The following is a 16,002-nucleotide window of genomic DNA, read 5'->3' as shown; positions in this document are numbered from 1 at the left end:
CGCCGTCCTCGAACCATTGGTAGAACGGCGCGTTGCTTTCGTCCAGCACCTTGGTGAAGGGCTTGTTCCAGTGCAGCAGCTCGCGCGCGTGGCGGGCCCAGAAGCCTTCGTAGTCGCGCCCGGCTTCGTCGCACAGCGTCTGGTAGGCCTCCATGCTGGGAATGGCGGCTTTGGCGCTGGCTTGCGGGGCAGGCGGAAACAGCCTGGCTTCGTGCAGGATGGATTGGAGGGAAGTCATGGATGGTGCGGTCATGGCGCAATGGACGCGGCGCCGATGGAAAAAAAAGCCGCCATGGGGCGGCCAGAATCCGGGGACGACAGTGCTGGAGTACGCCGGGGCCCCGACTACCCGGAGACACAGTAGAGGCGCTCGCCACGTACCGGCGGCGCAGGGACGAACTGCCCCGCCGGCGCGCGCTGCTTACCAGGGCAGCGAGTAGGTCTTGGTGTTGCAGAAGGTCTTCATCGCCTCCAGCACGCCCTCCTTGTAGCCCAGGCCGGAATCCTTGATGCCACCGAACGGCGTCAGCTCCAGCCGATAGCCCGGCACTTCGCGCACATTGACGCTGCCGACCTTCAGCTCGCGCACGAAGCGCGTGATGTAGTCGAGCCGGTTGGTGCAGACCGATGACGACAGCCCGTAGGCGGTGCCGTTGGAAATCCGGATGGCATCATCAATATCCTTGAAACGGATCACCGGCGACACGGGCCCAAAGGTTTCATGCTTCACCACCGTCATCTCCGGATCCACATGGTCGACCACGGTGGGCGAATACAGCGCGCCGCGGCGGATATTGCCGTAGCGCAGCGTGGCCCCGGCGGCAATCGCTTCATTGACCACCGCCTCGAACTGGATCGCCGCGGCTTCGTCGATGACGGTGCCCATGTCGACCTTCGGGTCCATCGGGTCGCCGTAGTTGAGTGCTTCGGTCTTCGCCACCAGCAGGTCGACAAAGCGCTCCGCCACCGACTCATGCACCAGCATGCGCTTGATCGCCGTGCAGCGCTGCCCGGAATTCTTGTACGAGCCGCTCGCCGCCAGCGTGGCGGCTTCCTCCAGGTCGGCATCTTCCATCACGATGATGGGATCGTTGCCGCCCAGCTCCAGCACTTGCCGCTTGTAGGTGGCGGTGGCCGCGATGTACTTGCCGATCGGCACGCCGCCGGTGAAGGTGACCAGGTCGACGTCGGGGTGCGTCAGCATCTCGTCGGCGATTTCGCGCGGGTCGCCGGTGATGACCGACAGCATCTGTGGCGGCAGCCCCGCTTCGTACAGGATGTCGGCCAGCAGGTAGGCCGCCAGCGGGGTCTTCTCGCTGGGCTTGAGCACCATGCGGTTGTTGGTGGCGACCGCCGGCGCGACTTTGTGAATCACCTGGTTGAGCGGGTGGTTGAACGGCGTGATCGCGGTGATCACGCCCAGCAGCGGCTCGCGCAGCGTATAGACCTTGCGGCTCTTGCCGTGGTGGGTCAGGTCGCACGAGAACACCTGGCCGTCGTCGACCAGCGCCTGGTTGGCGGCGAACAGCAGCACGTCCGAGGCGCGCCCGACTTCGTACAGCGAGTCCTTGCGGCACAGGCCGGACTCCAGCGTGATGGTGCGAGAGATCTCGTCCAGCCGCGAGGCAATGATCTCGCCGGCGCGCATCAGGATCTTGTAGCGCTCGTAGCGCGTCAGCGTGGGCTGATAGTCGCGCGCGATACGGTAGGCGCGACGCACGTCGTCAAGCGTGGCCCTGGGCACGGTGGCGATGACTTCCCCAGTGTAGGGATAGGTCACCTCGATCACGTCTTCGCGGTAGATCTTCTCGCCGGCGATAAGCAGCGCCTCGTGGCGGATTTCGGGGATGTGTTGCAATGCGGTCATTGGTCTTGCCCTCGCGGGTCTCATGCGATGTATGGAAGAGGAAGCAGCCGTTGCAGGCGGGCCGGCGCCTTGCCGGCCCGGCGTGCTCAGCGGCGGATGAAGGCCGCGATCACGGCGCTGATCATGCAGCTGGCCGCCACGATCGGGAACACCAGCGAGGTATTGCCCGAGTGATCCAGCATGCGGCCGATCAGGGGTTCGCCCAGGCCGGCGAGCAGGTAGGAGAAGAAGTTGAGGATGCCGGTGGCGGTACCCGCCCGCTTCGCGCCGACCAGGTCCGGACACAGTGCCCAGAAGGACGAGGCCGGACCGTAGACGAAGAAGCCGGCGAGGAACAGCGCGACGATGGCGCCCATGCCAGTGGGCAGCTTGAACATGACCATCGAGGCGACAGCACCGAGGACCATGTAGAGCATGATGGCCTTGCTGCGGCTGGAGCCGAACAGGCGGTCGGAAATCCACCCGTTTGAGAGCGCTCCCAACGCCATGCCCACCGGCAGCGCCACCGAGATCCAGGCGGGATCGATCAGCGTGTCGGTATGCTTCCAGTCCTTGCCCAGGAAGTGCACCGGCACCCATACGATCAGGCCATAGCGTGCGGCGTTCTGGAAGCCGATCGACAGGCCGGCAATCAGCAGGCGCGGGTTGCGCAGCACCGCCTTGTAGCGCGACCACGAGCTTTCATCCGCGTCGGTCTCGGCATGCGCAGCGCGGGCGGCACCGTCTGCATTGGCGGCGCCCGTGTCAGGCGACTTGAAACCCAACTCCTCCGGCCGCTCGCGCACGATCAGGTAGAAGGTGATGCCGCCCAGCAGCATCAGCAGCACCGGCAGCCGGAAGATCCAGCGCCAGTCCAGATGCAGGATATTGACCACCAGGATGGAGGTCACGAACGACAGCACCGAAGCGCAGCCCGCGGCAAACACATAGAAGCCGTAGACCTTGCCGCGCTCGCCGGCGCCCCACCAGTTCGACAGCAGCCGGCTGCCAGGGGCCCAGCCCAATGCCTGGAAGTAGCCGTTGATGCCCCATGGGATCGCCAGGCTCTTGAAGCCGACGGCGAAGCTCACCACCCAGTTGGCCGCGCACGACAGGATCGCGCCGGCAGTCATCACGCGGCGTCCGCCGAACTTGTCGCCGAGGTTGCCGTTGATCGCCTGGCCGATCGCGTAGCACCACAACAGGCAGGTCGAGGCCCAGCCCAGCACCTCCTTGGACAGGCCGAATTCCTGCTGGATCCCCGGGATGGCAAAGCCGAAGGTCTGGCGCCCGGTGTAAAAAAAGAAATAGCAGAACATCGCGGCCAGCAGCATCCGCCACTGCGCGCGCCGGAACGATTGCTCAGCCGGGGCGACGAACGCTCCCACCTGGATGCGGTCGGCTGTTTCCATGGTTGTCTCCTTTTATATTGTCGGCCCGTCTGTCGGGCTCGTGTGGCCGGGTAAACACCGGCCCGGGGGGAACAGCTAGGCAGGCACGGCGCCGATAAAGTTCTTGCCGCGGGCGCCGTCCAGCGCACGCGCGATCATGGCGCCGGCCTCGTCATCGCTGACGCCGTAGTCGGCAAACTCAGTCTTCACGCCCAGCCCTTGCAGCAAGGCGCGCAGGCGCTGCTGCCCGTCGGCCAGCGACGGCCCGAACAGCCGCTGCAGCGTGCGGTCGCGGTCGGGGCGGCGCGCCCACGCCTTTTCCAGCACCAGCGGCAGCGTGAACGAGCACGCAATGCCGTGCGGCAGGCCGTGGCGCAGCGTCATTTCGTAAGAGATCGAATGCGCCAGCGCGGTCTTGGTGTTGGAGAACGCCAGCCCGGCCTTGAGTGCGGCCAGCGCCATGCGCTCGCGCAGCGACAGGTCGTCCAGCTCCTGGACCAGTTGCGGCAGGGTCTCGAAGATGTCCTCGACCGCCGACACCGCAAAGGTGTCGGAGATCGGGTTGGCGTTGACGTTCCAGATCGATTCGAGCGCATGGGACAGCGCATCGAGGCCGGTGGCAATGGTGGTGCCGCGCGGCACCGACAGCATCAGCTGCGCATCGACGATGGCCGCCTCGGGCCAGGTCTGCGGCAGGTGCAGCGAGTATTTCTTCTGGTTCGCCGCATCCCAGATGGTGGCCCACGGCGTGACTTCGCTGCCGGTGCCGGCGGTGGTCGGCACCGCGATCAGCGGCTTGACCTGCGCCGGCGTGAACGACTTGCCGCTCGCCAGCAGGCTGACCAGCGAGTCGAAGCGGCCCGAGCGGGTGCCGACCATCAGCGCCTTGGCGGTATCGATGGCGCTGCCGCCGCCGACCGCGACGATGGCATCGCAGCGGTCAGCGTGTTCCCAGAAGCGGTTGTACAGGCCGGACAGATGCGCCACGTCGGGGTTGGGCTGCACGTCTTCGATCAGCCCGGCCAGGTCAGCGCCCAGCAATGCTTCGAGCCGCGCCACCAGTCCCAGCGCGCGCGCTTCCGGGAAGGTCACGACCACGGCGCGCCGGCCGTGGAGCAAGGCCGGCAACTGGTCGAGCGCGCCGGCACCGCAATGGATCGACACGGGGTTGTGGTAGGCATGGGTCATGGGGTCTCCTCGGTTCTGGCTCTGGGTTGCGTTGGCAGCGGTCGGCACCGCGCGCCTGGTTGCCAGAAGTGTGGGAGACGCCAAAGCCCCGGTCCAATCGCATCTTTGACGCCCGGGTGCGCCAAAACCGATGGATCGCCGCGGCGCCGCGCCGGCCTCGGGGAAACCCTGTACGCATCGGCGCACGGCTGTGGGAGACTCGCCGGACACGCCGCCTGCGCGGCGGCCAGCCCCCAAATCCGATCCATGTTCCACCAGTACTACAAGTCGATCCGCTGCTTCCACGCGGTGGCGCGCACCGGCGGCTTCACCGCCGCGGCGCATTACCTGCATATCGGGCAACCTACCGTAACCGACCAGGTCAAGGCGCTGGAGACGCGCTTCGGCGTGGAGCTGTTCCTGCGCAGCGGGCGCAGCGTGCGCCTGACCGATACCGGCGAGCGACTCTATGCGATCACGCAGGGGCTGTTCGGGCAGGAAGAGGAAGCCATGCAGTTCCTGCACAGCGCGCACAAGCTCAAGACCGGGCTGGTGCGGGTGGGCGCGGTGTCACCGCCGATCGCGCTGGGGCTGGCGCGCAGTTTCCGCAGCGCGCATGCGGCGCTGGAGCTGACCGTCACCATCGGCTCGGAAGCCTCGGTGCTGCGTGGCCTGCAGGACTTCGACATCGACGCCGGCATCCTCGCCGAACCCGACCCGGTGGCGGGACTGCATGTCGTGCCCTATCGCAGGGAACGCATCGTCGCGGTAGTGCCGGCGGGCCATGCGCTGGCCGGGCGCACGACGGTCACGCTGCGGGACCTCGCCGGCGAACCCGTGATCCTGCGTGAAGCCGGCTCGAAAACGCGCGACCGCGTCGAACGCGCCTGCGCGCAGCATGGCGTGGCGCTGCATTGCGTGATGGAGATCAACAGCCGCGAGGCCATCCTGCATGCGGTGGCGAGCGGCATGGGGCTGAGCTTCGTCACCGAGATCGAATGCATCCCGTTGCCGGGGCTGCAGGTGGTGCCGGTGGACGAGCCGCTGCTGTCGATCGACTATTCCCTGTGCTGCCTGGCGGTGCGCAAGGAGCGCCCGTTGATCTCGGCGCTGTTCGCGGTGGCGCTCGGCGGCGGCTGAGACTGGGACCTGGCGCGTTCGAGTTCGCGCTCGCGTTCGGCCGCGGCCTCATGGCGGCGCGAACCGTAGCGGCGTGCGTACTGCCAGGTGAACTCGGCCCCCAGCAGGAAGATCTGCGCGGAGTAATACACCCACAGCAGCAGCACCACCAGCGACCCGGCGGCGCCGTAGCCGTTGGCGACGCCGCTCTTGCCGATATACAGGCCGATCAGGAACTTGCCCAGCGTGAACAGCAGCGCCGTCACCGCCGCGCCCAGCCAGACGTCGGGCCAGCGCACCTTGGCGCGCGGCATGATCTTGTAGATCATGGCGAACACCACCGTGATCAGCACCAGGCTGACCACGGTGTCGAGCACATGGGCGATCAGCTCCTCGGCACCGAACAGGGGCCCCCACAGGCGGTTGAGCGCGGAGATCCCCGCGCTCAGCAGCAGCGACACCACCAGCAGGAAGCCGATGCCCAGGATCATGCCGAACGACAGCAGCCGCGCCCGCAGCAGTGCGAACAGGCCGGAGCTCTTGCGCCGCTCGGGCACCTCCCAGATCCGGTCGAGCGCGGACTGCAGCTCGGCGAACACCGTGGTCGCGCCGACCAGCAGCACCACCACGCCGACCACCGCGGTCAGCGCGCTCGCCGCGGGCTTGCTGACCGCGAGCAGCATGGCTTCGACGGTCTTGGCGCCTTCCGGGCCGAGCAGCCCCTGCAACTGCGCCACCACTTCGCCGCGCGCGGCGTCGTGGCCGAACACCACGCCCGCCACCGAGATCACGATCAGCAGCAGCGGCGCGATCGAGAACACCGTGTAGTAGGCCAGCGCCGCGCCCATGCTGGGGGCGTAGTCTTCCACCCAGGCGTTGACGGTATCCCGCAGCAGCCCATAGAGCGCGCGGGGCGAGGACAGCAGAACCGACGAAATGGAAGGCATCGCTCGATCCCCAGTCGTGATACTGCCCTGCCCCCGCAATTCCCGTTCCTGCCCGCGGCCGTGTGCTGCGCTCATGTGCTGCGGCGATGGCAGGCGCGGCGCCATGGGGCCGCCAGGGCGCTACTGGCGCCGCACCAGGCAGCCGTAGGCGCATCAGACCCACGCCAGCATGGCGACCCTGCGAGGCCGGATCGCATGCATTCTTTACAACGTCCGCTTCACGGCGCCTGCATCGACACCCCGTAGCCGCCGAAGATGCGGGCCAGCTCGCCGTTACCGCGCAACGTGTCCAGCGCCGACTGCAGCGCCTCGGCCAGCTCGCGCTCGCCGGCCTTGACCGCCATGCCGACGGCCCAGCCGCGCGGCGGCAGCAGCGGCGCGCTGATGTCGCTGGCGGCATAGCGGCCGCCGGCGTGGCCGCCCGCCTTGAGCGCGCTTTCATACTGCGCGCGTGTCACCAGCGCCGCGGCGATCTCGCCCGAGAACAGCGCGTGCAGTGCCAGCCCGGGCTCGGGGTAGATCCTGACCCGGTCACGCAGCGCGCCGCCGCCGGCGGACAACAGCGCATTGGCCCCGGCCGAGCCCGCGGCCGCGCCGGTGGGGTGGCCGGCCAGGTCTTCCAGGCCGCGCACTTCCGGCACGCGTTCGCGGTCCCGCACCAGCACGAAGCTCTCGCGGTAGTAGGGGGCGACGATCAGCGCCTTGTCGTTGGCGCGCATGAAGGCGCGGTCGACCGGCACGTGCAGCATCACGTCGGCCGGTCCGTAGCCCAGGTAATGGCCGCGCCAGACCATCGCGCGCAGGTCGTCGGCCATGTTCTCGTCGGCATCGAACGGCAACAGCGCCACCGACAGGCCCAGCGCCTTGCCCAGCGCCTGCGCCAGCGCCACGTCGATGCCGGCGTACTGGCTGCCGGCCAGCGACGAGAACGGCGGCAGGCCCTTGTACACCGCCACCTTCAGCGTGCCGGCCTGGCGGATCCGGGCCAGGTCGGCATGCGCCGGCGACACGCCGAGCAAGCCGGCGGCAGACAGCAGGATGCAGCCGAGCCAGCGCAGCATCCGCGCCGACGGCGCCGGCAGGACGGAAAAGGTAAGCCGTGGGCCGCGGACAGGGCTGTCAGGCATGGCATTGCTCCAGTTGGACGAAGGGGACCGGCGGGCATCGATGGCGTTGGCGCGGCGCTTACTCGTGGCGCGATTCCAGGTAGGTCTTGATGGCCCAGACCGCCTCCTGGCTCAGCACGCCGTCGAACGGCGGCATGTAGACGCGGCCGTCGCGGGTGCGGCCCTTGCGCACGGTAGTGGTGTAGAACTGCGAGATCTCGCTCAGGCAGGCCTGCTTCTTTTTGGCGTCGGCCAGGGCGACGCAGTCGCCGTCCAGCTTGCGCAGGTCGGGGGCAATGCCGCCCGACACGGCCTCGAGCCCGTGGCAGCGCGCGCAGTTCTGGTTGTACGCCGACGAGCCGATGCGCAGCGCCTCTTTGTGCGCATCGCCGGTGCGGTAGGGATTGTCCGGACGCCATTCGTCGCCCAGCTGTGGTAACGCTTTAGTGTCGACGGCCTGGGGCGTGACATCGCCGTGGGCCAGCACCGGGCCGGCGGAAAAAGCGGTCAGGGACGCGCAAAGCGCGAGCAAGGCGAGCAGGCGGCGCTGCGTTTTCATGGATGTCTCCTACAGTGATGGGGCTGGGTTTTGTTTGTCCCGTTTCCGCAAGAGCCATACCAACGCGGCGGCGCGGCACAAATACCGTCGAAGTGCCGCATTTGCCGGGCAAAATCCGCCCGGGCAACGCCGCCGCGCGGCAGCGGTGTCCCGGAATGCCACACCCTGGCAAGTGTTTTGCTTCACCACGCAACACTGTCGAGCCCGCCCTTGGGCGGCCGGCGGCGACCCGCGCAAAGATCGCGGGCGGATTTTCCACAAGGAGACCGAGACATGACCATCCAGCCGGATCCGCATCCGCGCGCGGACGCCCCCGGTGATACCGGGCAGCACGAGCGTGCCGAGCTGATTGCCCAGGCCCACCAGCGCTCGGAGTCTTATGGCCTGCGCCCCTATGAATCGCCCGATTTCTGCCCGGTGCTGCAGAGCGAGCTGAAGACCCGCATCGAACGCAGCCAGTCGCTGTTCACCTATGCCCTGCCGGTGATGGAGACGCTGCACGACCAGATCGTCGACACCCAGAGCATGATCGTGCTGACCGACGCCGACGGCCTGATCCTGCACGCCATGGGCGACGACGACTTCCTTGCCCGTGCCGACAAGATCTCGCTGCGCCCGGGCTCGGAGTGGTCGGAGGCGCGCCGCGGCACCAACGCCATCGGCACGGCGCTGGCCGAGAACCGCGCCACGCTGGTCCACGGCGCCGACCATTACCTGGAGGCCAACCAGTTCCTGACCTGCTCGTGCATGCCGATCCTGGACCCTTACGGCAAGACCGTGGGGGCGCTGGACGTGACCGGCGACCAGCGTGGCTTCCACAAGCACACCATGGCGCTGGTGCGGATGTCGGCGCAGATGATCGAGAACCAGCTGTTCGGCAACGCCTTCCGCGACATGGTGTGCATCCGCTTCCATTCGCGCGCCGAGTTCCTCGGCACGCTGGTGGAGGGCATCGTCTCGTTCACGCCGGGCGGGCGCTTCCTGTCGGCCAACCGCAGCGGGCAGTTCCAGCTGGGGCTGTCCATCGGCGCGCTGCAGGCGCATACCTTCTCGTCGCTGTTCGGGCTGTCGATGTCGCAGCTGTTCGACGCGGCGCGCGCGGCGCACGCGGGCATCGTCCCCTTGCACCTGCCCAGCGGCGTCAAGGTCAGCGCGCGCGTGGAATGGAAAACCCCGGCCACGGCGCTGCCCGGCGGCACCGAGGCGCGCCATGCAGGCATGGGCGCCACCGGCGTGCCGCGCAGCCTGGCGGCGGGCCCCGCGCCCTCGCCGGGGCTGGATGAGCTGGACACCGGCGACGCCCAGATCCGCGCCGTGATCGGCAAGCTGCGCAAGGTCATCGGCAAGGACATCCCGGTGATGGTTCTGGGCGAAACCGGCACCGGCAAGGAGCTGATGGCGCGCGCCATCCATGCCGACAGCGGGCGCCGCACCGGCCCCTTCATCGCGGTCAACTGCGCCTCGATCCCGGAAAACCTGATCGAGTCGGAGCTGTTCGGCTACGAGGAAGGCGCCTTCACCGGCGCGCGCAAGAAGGGCGGCATCGGCAAGATGCTGCTGGCCAACGGCGGCACGCTGTTTCTCGACGAGATCGGCGACATGCCGCTGCACCTGCAGGGCCGCCTGCTGCGCGCGCTGCAGGAGCGCGCGGTATCGCCGCTGGGCAGCAGCAAGGTGATCCACATCGACGTCTCGGTGGTGTGCGCCACCAACCGCAACCTGCGCGACCTGGTTGCCAGCGGCCAGTTTCGCGAAGACCTGTACTACCGCCTCAACGGGCTGGTGGTGCGGCTGCCGGCGCTGCGCGAGCGCAGCGACCTCGACGTGGTCGCCGGCAAGCTGCTGCGCCAGGGCCACGGCGGCGGCGCGGCCGGTGCGGACGGTGCGGACGATAACGCGCCCCGCATCAGCGACGCGGTGATGGCGCTGTTCCGCCGCTACCACTGGCCGGGCAATATCCGCCAGCTGTGCAACCTGCTGCGCACCGCGCGGCTGATGGCCGAGGGCGAAGCCGAGATCACCGAGGAGCACCTGCCCGACGACTTCCTCGACGACCTGCGCGAGGCGCAGCCACCCGTGCCCGCGGCCGCGCCGGCCGTGGCGATGGCGCACGGCACGCAGCCCACGCGGCTGGCCGAGGTCGAGGCGATGGCGATCGTGGCCACGGTCAAGGCGCACAACGGCAATATCTCGGCGGCCGCAAAGGCGCTGGGGATCTCGCGCAACACGGTCTACCGCAAGATGGAGGAAGCGCGCGGGCTGCCGCACCAGGGCGGCTGACTCGCGCCCGCGCGCCAGGCCGCCGGTTCAGGCCGGCGGCTCGCCCTGCATCCACGCGTCTTCGAGCTGGCGCCAGGCGCGCTGCAGGTTCAGCGGATGGCGCGTCGGGAAATGGCGCCAGTGGCGGAACGGCGCCGCCGCCACGGCGTCGGCCGCTTGCGATGCATCGCGCCCCGCGGCCAGCGCGGCGCCAATGCCGTGCGCCAGCGCATCGAGATAGGCCAGCGTCGGCGCCAGTGTCTGCGCGGGCGTGCCGGTTGCGGTGGCGACGACGGTGTCCGCCGGCAGCGCGATCAGTTCCCGCAGCGCCTGGCGCCAGCCTTGCAGCGACGCCTCCTGCATCTCCGGCACCCGATCCCGGTACGCCAGCCCGCCCGCGCATAGCAGCCGCAACTGCGGCGCGTACAGCACGGTATCCGAGGCGCTGTGGGCCGGCGCATGCACCTGGACCTGCCACGCCGTATCGCCGGTGTGCAGCCAGGCGCCGTGCTGCAGCACTGGCTCCGGCAACACGATCGCGGTGCCGCGCATGGCCGCGTGCCCGAGCTGCGCGCCCAGCCGGGCCAGGCAGTCGGTGCATCGTTGCCGCATCAACGCGGCGGTGGCCGCCGAAGCCAGGAACTGCGGCCGCGGCCGCAGCCCGGCAAAGGCGGCATTGGCCAGCACGTTCTCGGGATGGGCGTGGCTGTTGACCACCCAGCGCACCGGCTGCCGCGTCAGCGCGTGGATCGCGCCGAGCAGCGCCCTGCCCCACGCCCCCTGCGGCCCGGGATCGACCACCAGCACCCCCGCGCGCGTGACATGGACCAGGCTGGGCACCACCGCACCCGCGTTGGCGCGCATGGCTTCGGCATTGGCGGCGCGGGCGACGTAGACGCCCCGGTGCAGCGGGTCCAGCATCACCCGTGCGCTGGCCGCGGCGGCCGGCCGCCAGGCATCGACGGCCAGCGCCAGCGTGGCCCCGAGGAAATCGCGCCGGGTGGCAATCATCAGCGCTGCCAGGCGCTGGCGCGGATCGCGTCCGCGAGCGCATCGCGCATGGCGCCGTCGGCCAGGTGCCCGGCGTCGACCCATGCCAGCCGCGCGGCCGGCATGGCGTGCTGCAGCCGCAGGGCATTGGCGGGCCGGCAGACCGCGTCGGCGCGGCCATGCAGCAGCGTCACCGGCAGGCCATGCGCGGCGATGTCGCGCGCCGCGCGCAGCAAGGCGGGCTTGCCCAGCCCGGCGCGGTGGCGCAGGTAGTGCGCCTGGATGCGGTACTTGCGTACCGTGGCCAGCCGCTCGCGCGCAGACTGCCGGCGTCCCTGTGCTACGCCGCGCAGGCCGAGCCGGTCCAGCTCGAGCCGGCGCCACGCCGCCGCGGTGTCCCGTTTTTGAACAGCCGTCCCACTTTGCAACAGTCGGGACACCGTCAGCAGCCGGGCGCGCGCCTCGGGCAGCCGCTCGCCCGCCGGCGCGGCGCGGCGCAGCAGGCCGGCGCCGGGGCGCGGCGCAAACAGGCCCAGCACGTCGTCGCGCCCGGTCAGGAAGGCGCCGCGCAACACCAGCGCCGCGACCGCATGCGGATAGCGCGCGGCGTAGGCCAGCGCCAGCGCCGCGCCCCACGATCCGCCCACCACGCCCCAGCGCGCGATGCCAAGGGCCGCGCGCAGCTGCTCCAGATCCGCCAGCAGCGCGCCGACGTTGTTGCGCCGCACGCCGCCGGCCGGAGTCGAGCGGCCGGCGCCGCGCTGGTCAGGCATCACCACGCGGTGCCGTTGCGGGTCGAACCATGCCGCCATCGACGCGGCGCAGCCGCTGCCCGGCCCGCCGTGCAGGACCAGCCAGGGCTCGCCGTGCGGCGGGCCGCCCAGCCGCACATGCAGGCGCTGCGCGTCGGGCGTGCGCAGGTGGAAGACGGTGTGGTCCAGGGTTGCGTCGGGCATGGTTGTTGCCTTTCCGGGCATTGCGGCAGACACGCTGCCATGCCGCGACGCTAATCACTAACCATGCCACCCAAGGAGACCGACATGACCTGGACCACCCCCGCCTACACCGAGTTGCGGCTCGGCTTTGAAATCACCATGTATATCGCCAACCGCTGACCGGCCGCGACGTTCCGCGGGCGGGCGCCGCCGGTGGTTGCCGGTATGGCGCCTGTGCGCGGGGCAGCCGTGATCCAACCTCGAGCGCTCGCGCCATGACAACCATCCGGGTACTGGGATCGGCCGCCGGCGGCGGCTTCCCGCAATGGAACTGCAATTGCCGCAACTGCGACGGCGTGCGCCGCGGCACCGTGCGCGCCACCCCGCGCACGCAATCGTCGATCGCGCTGTGCGGCGATGGCCCGGATGCGATCCTGGTCAATGCCTCGCCCGACATCCTGCAGCAGCTGCGCCAGACCCCCGCGCTGCAACCTGCCCGCGCCGGGCGCGACACCGCGATTGCCGCGGTGCTGCTGATGGACGCGCAGATCGACCACGTCACCGGCCTGCTGATGCTGCGCGAGCACCGCCGCGCGCTGCCGCTCTATGCCAGCGCCAGCGTGCTCGAAGACCTGGCCGGGGCGTTCCCGCTGACGCGCGTCCTGTCGCACTACTGCGGGCTGCAGTGCCACGCGCTGCCCTGCGACGGCACCGCGTTCTCGGTGCCGCCGCTGGATGGCGTGGCGCTGACCGCGGTCCCGCTGCAAAGCAAGGCCCCGCCCTACTCGCCCAGGCGCCACGCGCCGCAGCCCGGCGACAACATCGGCCTGCGCATCGAAGACCGCCGCAGCGGCCGCAGCGCCTTCTATGCGCCGGGGCTGGGCCAGGTCGACGACCATGTGTTCGCGCAGCTGCGCCGCGCCGACGTGGTGCTGGTCGACGGCACCTTCTGGCGCGACGATGAAATGCAGATGCTGGGCTTCTCGGCGCGCAGCGGCGCCGACATGGGCCACCTGGCCCTGTCCGGGCCGGGCGGGATGATCGAAGTGCTGGACCGCCTGCCCGCCCGCCGCAAGATCCTTATCCACATCAACAACACCAATCCGGTGCTGGCGGAAGACTCGCCGGAGCGTGCCGAGCTGGCCCGGCACGGCATCGAGCTGGCCTACGACGGCATGGAAATCGCGCTATGACAGCAACCGTTGCCTGGACCCCGGCCGAATTCGAGGCGCGCCTGCGCGCCCGCGAAAGCGGCTACCACATCCACCATCCGTTCAACCAGCGCATGGCGGCCGGCCAATGCACGCCCGCGCAGATCCGCACCTGGGTGGCCAACCGCTTCTACTACCAGGCCAGCATCCCGCTCAAGGATGCCGCGATCCTGTCCAACTGCCCCGACCGCGCCACGCGCCGCGAGTGGGTGGTGCGCATTCTCGACCACGACGGCACCGAGACCCAGCCCGGCGGCATCGAGGCCTGGCTGCGGCTGGGCCAGGCCGTCGGCCTGGAACGCGACGCGCTGCTGCGCCACCAGCAGGTGCTGCCCGGCGTGCGCTTCGCCGTCGACGCCTATGTCAATTTCGCGCGCCGCGCGCCGTGGCAGGAAGCGGTGTGCTCGTCGCTGACCGAGATGTTCGCGCCCAAGATCCACCAGGAGCGGCTGGCCGGCTGGCCCACGCATTACCCGTGGATCGAGGCCGGCGGACTGGACTATTTCCGCTCGCGCATCCCGCTGGCGCAGCGCGACGTCGACCACGGACTGCGCGTGACGCTGGACCATTTCCGCAGCGCCGCGCAGCAGCAGCGCGCCCTCGACATCCTGCAGTTCAAGCTCGACGTGCTGTGGTCGATGCTCGATGCCATCCAGCAGGCCCAGCCATGACCGCCGGCACGCAAGACCTCGCCACCCCGACCCTGCACCGCACCTTCCGCCTGCAGTGGGAAGACTCGCAGCAAAGCTGGGTGCTGCTGTATCCGGAGGGGATGGTCACGCTCAACGACAGCGCCGCCGCGATCCTGCAGCGCTGCGACGGCAACCATACCCTTGACATGCTGATCGACGACCTGCAGGCCGCCTTTGGCGTGCAGGGCATCGCGCCGGAGGTCCATGCCTTTGTCAAACATGCCACCGAACGCGGCTGGCTGGTCTGAGCCCGCGCCGCCCGGCCCGCCGCTGTGGCTGCTGGCAGAGCTGACCTACCGCTGCCCGCTGCACTGCGCGTTCTGCTCCAATCCGGTCGACTATGCCCGCCATGCGCAGGAACTGGATACCGCGCAGTGGTGCGACGTGTTCACCCAGGCGCGCGCGCTGGGCGCGGTGCAGCTGGGCCTGTCCGGCGGCGAGCCGCTGCTGCGCAAGGACCTGGAGACGCTGGTGCGCCATGCGCGCGGCCTGGGCTTCTACACCAACCTGATCACCTCCGGCGTGGGCCTGACCGATGCCCGCCTGGCGGCGCTGCGCGAGGCGGGCCTGGACCATATCCAGCTGTCGTTCCAGGACTCCACGCGCGAGCTCAATGATTTCCTGTCGAGCACGCGCACGTTCGAGCTTAAGCAGCGCGTGGCCAGGCTGATCAAGGCGCACGGCTATCCGATGGTGATGAACTGCGTGCTGCACCGGCATAACCTGCCGCATGTCGGCACCATCATCGAGCTGGCCTTGCAGCTGGGCGCCGAGTACCTGGAGCTGGCCAATACGCAGTACTACGGCTGGGCCTGGGAGAACCGGCTGGCGCTGATGCCGACCCGGGAACAGCTGATCGAGGCCGAGGCCGTGGTGCGGCAGTACCGCGCGCGCATCGGCCGGCAATGCCAGATCCTGTTCGTGGTGCCGGACTATTTCGAGGAACGGCCGAAGAAATGCATGAACGGCTGGGGCACCACCTTCCTGGGCGTGGCGCCGGACGGCACCGCGCTGCCGTGCCACGCGGCCCGCATGCTGCCGGACCTGGTCCTGCCCGATGTCAGGACCGAAACCCTTCACGACATCTGGCACCACAGCGACGCCTTCCGCCGCTTTCGCGGCACGCAATGGATGCCGCAGCCGTGCCGCTCGTGCGAACACAGCGAAGCAGATCTTGGCGGCTGCCGCTGTCAGGCCTTCCTGGTCACCGGCGATGCCGCCGCGACCGACCCCGCCTGCGCCAAGGCGCCCGGGCATGGGCGGCTGCGCGAGATCGCGTTGGAGGGGCGGCTGGCGGTGGCGCAAGCGCGCGAGTATCCGATGGTGTTTCGCAGCGATGCCAACTCGTTGAGATTGGGCTCATCGCGGACAAGCGGGCACGAAAGGCCTGAGGTATCGCCCGCGACAACGCGTGCCAGCGCAGCGACGCACTCCGTGCCCGAGCAGTAGACCTAAGATTGGGAGCGCGCGCAGCGCAGCCGAAGGCGTCCCACCAATAGCGCCCGCAGCAGGTTGCCTACACCCTGTTGGGATCGTTCAAAAGTGGGGGATCGAAGGCGTTGTCCCTGACTCACATAGCGTTAGCAGGTTCGAACGGGCACCCACGCCAAACGGAAATCACCACCGCCCGAACCACCAACGCCGCGGAATTGATTGCCAGCCGCACAGGCGACGCGTTTCTTGCCTACTTCTTGGCGCTCGGCCAAGAAGTAGGTCGCCGGCTGCGCCGGCGAAACAGCCACGCCCGCCAAGCACGACAAACCAACCAACCGCCCCTGAG

Annotated in this window: 16 protein-coding genes; 7 read left to right on the top strand and 9 right to left on the bottom strand. The window is 69.3% G+C overall.

The annotated features are described in order from the left end of the window. The 4 genes from MKD50_RS27190 to psrA all read right to left on the bottom strand — a co-directional run. Positions 1-238: acetyl-coenzyme A synthetase N-terminal domain-containing protein (locus tag MKD50_RS27190; RefSeq protein WP_305882096.1), on the bottom strand; the 238-nt coding region annotated here is incomplete at its 3' end. 183 nt (positions 239-421) lie between these two features. Beyond that, the gene (phnY, locus tag MKD50_RS27185; RefSeq protein WP_252669476.1) at positions 422-1,867 is read right to left on the bottom strand and encodes a phosphonoacetaldehyde dehydrogenase; all 1,446 of its coding nucleotides are present in this window, start codon (positions 1,865-1,867) and stop codon (positions 422-424) included. A gap of 86 nt (positions 1,868-1,953) precedes the next feature. Further along, positions 1,954-3,258: an MFS transporter gene (locus MKD50_RS27180; protein ID WP_115699995.1), complete on the bottom strand. Its 1,305-nt coding sequence runs from the start codon at positions 3,256-3,258 to the stop codon at positions 1,954-1,956. A 75-nt stretch (positions 3,259-3,333) separates the two neighbouring features. Next, positions 3,334-4,425 (bottom strand): iron-containing alcohol dehydrogenase PsrA, encoded by a 1,092-nt coding sequence (gene psrA, locus MKD50_RS27175; RefSeq protein WP_115699994.1) that lies wholly within the window; start codon positions 4,423-4,425, stop codon positions 3,334-3,336. A gap of 246 nt (positions 4,426-4,671) precedes the next feature. On the opposite strand from psrA, the gene MKD50_RS27170 reads away from it, so the two are divergent. Then, positions 4,672-5,544: a LysR substrate-binding domain-containing protein gene (locus MKD50_RS27170; RefSeq protein ID WP_240071849.1), complete on the top strand. Its 873-nt coding sequence runs from the start codon at positions 4,672-4,674 to the stop codon at positions 5,542-5,544. Here MKD50_RS27170 and MKD50_RS27165 read toward each other — a convergent pair. The 3 genes from MKD50_RS27165 to pedF all read right to left on the bottom strand — a co-directional run bounded on the left by MKD50_RS27165 (position 5,463) and on the right by pedF (position 8,135). Next, positions 5,463-6,470, bottom strand: a complete 1,008-nt coding sequence (locus tag MKD50_RS27165; protein ID WP_252669475.1) for a YihY/virulence factor BrkB family protein — start codon at positions 6,468-6,470, stop codon at positions 5,463-5,465. The two genes, MKD50_RS27170 and MKD50_RS27165, sit on opposite strands and share 82 nt — an antisense overlap. A gap of 218 nt (positions 6,471-6,688) precedes the next feature. Continuing rightward, on the bottom strand, positions 6,689-7,597 hold the full coding sequence (locus MKD50_RS27160; RefSeq protein WP_252669473.1) for a substrate-binding periplasmic protein: 909 nt from the start codon (positions 7,595-7,597) through the stop codon (positions 6,689-6,691). Between the two features lie 58 nt (positions 7,598-7,655). Beyond that, positions 7,656-8,135 (bottom strand): cytochrome c-550 PedF, encoded by a 480-nt coding sequence (gene pedF, locus MKD50_RS27155; RefSeq protein ID WP_115699990.1) that lies wholly within the window; start codon positions 8,133-8,135, stop codon positions 7,656-7,658. A 273-nt stretch (positions 8,136-8,408) separates the two neighbouring features. On the opposite strand from pedF, the gene MKD50_RS27150 reads away from it, so the two are divergent. Beyond that, positions 8,409-10,415 (top strand): sigma-54-dependent Fis family transcriptional regulator, encoded by a 2,007-nt coding sequence (locus tag MKD50_RS27150; protein WP_252669471.1) that lies wholly within the window; start codon positions 8,409-8,411, stop codon positions 10,413-10,415. Between the two features lie 27 nt (positions 10,416-10,442). Here the strand turns inward: MKD50_RS27150 and MKD50_RS27145 are convergent, their stop codons facing one another. Next, positions 10,443-11,405, bottom strand: coding sequence for an MBL fold metallo-hydrolase (locus tag MKD50_RS27145; RefSeq protein WP_252669469.1), 963 nt, complete (start codon positions 11,403-11,405; stop codon positions 10,443-10,445). Further along, positions 11,405-12,340, bottom strand: coding sequence for an alpha/beta fold hydrolase (locus MKD50_RS27140; RefSeq protein ID WP_252669467.1), 936 nt, complete (start codon positions 12,338-12,340; stop codon positions 11,405-11,407). The genes MKD50_RS27145 and MKD50_RS27140 overlap by 1 nt, the downstream gene beginning before the upstream one ends. An 84-nt stretch (positions 12,341-12,424) precedes the next feature. Between MKD50_RS27140 and pqqA the strand changes: the two genes are divergently transcribed. From pqqA to pqqE, 5 genes are all read left to right on the top strand, one after another. Further along, positions 12,425-12,499, top strand: a complete 75-nt coding sequence (pqqA, locus tag MKD50_RS27135; RefSeq protein ID WP_012355514.1) for a pyrroloquinoline quinone precursor peptide PqqA — start codon at positions 12,425-12,427, stop codon at positions 12,497-12,499. A gap of 95 nt (positions 12,500-12,594) precedes the next feature. Next, positions 12,595-13,512: a pyrroloquinoline quinone biosynthesis protein PqqB gene (gene pqqB / locus MKD50_RS27130; protein ID WP_252669465.1), complete on the top strand. Its 918-nt coding sequence runs from the start codon at positions 12,595-12,597 to the stop codon at positions 13,510-13,512. Continuing rightward, positions 13,509-14,201 carry a pyrroloquinoline-quinone synthase PqqC gene (pqqC, locus tag MKD50_RS27125; protein ID WP_252669464.1) on the top strand — a complete coding sequence of 231 codons (693 nt, stop codon included), beginning with the start codon at positions 13,509-13,511 and terminating at the stop codon, positions 14,199-14,201. Before pqqB ends, pqqC begins: the two co-directional genes overlap by 4 nt. Next, on the top strand, positions 14,198-14,470 hold the full coding sequence (pqqD, locus tag MKD50_RS27120) for a pyrroloquinoline quinone biosynthesis peptide chaperone PqqD (protein ID WP_012355511.1): 273 nt from the start codon (positions 14,198-14,200) through the stop codon (positions 14,468-14,470). The genes pqqC and pqqD overlap by 4 nt, the downstream gene beginning before the upstream one ends. Continuing rightward, positions 14,442-15,671 carry a pyrroloquinoline quinone biosynthesis protein PqqE gene (gene pqqE, locus MKD50_RS27115; protein ID WP_371925397.1) on the top strand — a complete coding sequence of 410 codons (1,230 nt, stop codon included), beginning with the start codon at positions 14,442-14,444 and terminating at the stop codon, positions 15,669-15,671. The genes pqqD and pqqE overlap by 29 nt, the downstream gene beginning before the upstream one ends. Positions 15,672-16,002 lie beyond the last annotated feature (331 nt).

Origin of the sequence: Cupriavidus mimosae, assembly GCF_023952485.1 — a bacterium.
Classification (GTDB): Bacteria; Pseudomonadota; Gammaproteobacteria; order Burkholderiales; family Burkholderiaceae; genus Cupriavidus; species Cupriavidus taiwanensis_C.
The sequence above is the reverse complement of the archived record's forward strand: the minus strand, read 5'-3'. Positions and strand labels throughout refer to the sequence as shown.

Excerpts from the sequence above, each read along its gene's own strand:
- MKD50_RS27160 (WP_252669473.1), bottom strand. The coding sequence starts at position 7,597 with ATGCCTGACAGCCCTGTCCGCGGCCCACGGCTTACCTTTTCCGTCCTG.
- MKD50_RS27170 (WP_240071849.1), top strand. The coding sequence starts at position 4,672 with ATGTTCCACCAGTACTACAAGTCGATCCGCTGCTTCCACGCGGTGGCG.
- MKD50_RS27140 (WP_252669467.1), bottom strand. The coding sequence starts at position 12,340 with ATGCCCGACGCAACCCTGGACCACACCGTCTTCCACCTGCGCACGCCC.
- MKD50_RS27145 (WP_252669469.1), bottom strand. The coding sequence starts at position 11,405 with ATGATTGCCACCCGGCGCGATTTCCTCGGGGCCACGCTGGCGCTGGCC.
- phnY (WP_252669476.1), bottom strand. The coding sequence starts at position 1,867 with ATGACCGCATTGCAACACATCCCCGAAATCCGCCACGAGGCGCTGCTT.
- pqqC (WP_252669464.1), top strand. The coding sequence starts at position 13,509 with ATGACAGCAACCGTTGCCTGGACCCCGGCCGAATTCGAGGCGCGCCTG.
- psrA (WP_115699994.1), bottom strand. The coding sequence starts at position 4,425 with ATGACCCATGCCTACCACAACCCCGTGTCGATCCATTGCGGTGCCGGC.
- pqqD (WP_012355511.1), top strand. The coding sequence starts at position 14,198 with ATGACCGCCGGCACGCAAGACCTCGCCACCCCGACCCTGCACCGCACC.
- MKD50_RS27150 (WP_252669471.1), top strand. The coding sequence starts at position 8,409 with ATGACCATCCAGCCGGATCCGCATCCGCGCGCGGACGCCCCCGGTGAT.
- pqqB (WP_252669465.1), top strand. The coding sequence starts at position 12,595 with ATGACAACCATCCGGGTACTGGGATCGGCCGCCGGCGGCGGCTTCCCG.
- pqqE (WP_371925397.1), top strand. The coding sequence starts at position 14,442 with ATGCCACCGAACGCGGCTGGCTGGTCTGAGCCCGCGCCGCCCGGCCCG.
- MKD50_RS27165 (WP_252669475.1), bottom strand. The coding sequence starts at position 6,470 with ATGCCTTCCATTTCGTCGGTTCTGCTGTCCTCGCCCCGCGCGCTCTAT.
- MKD50_RS27180 (WP_115699995.1), bottom strand. The coding sequence starts at position 3,258 with ATGGAAACAGCCGACCGCATCCAGGTGGGAGCGTTCGTCGCCCCGGCT.
- pedF (WP_115699990.1), bottom strand. The coding sequence starts at position 8,135 with ATGAAAACGCAGCGCCGCCTGCTCGCCTTGCTCGCGCTTTGCGCGTCC.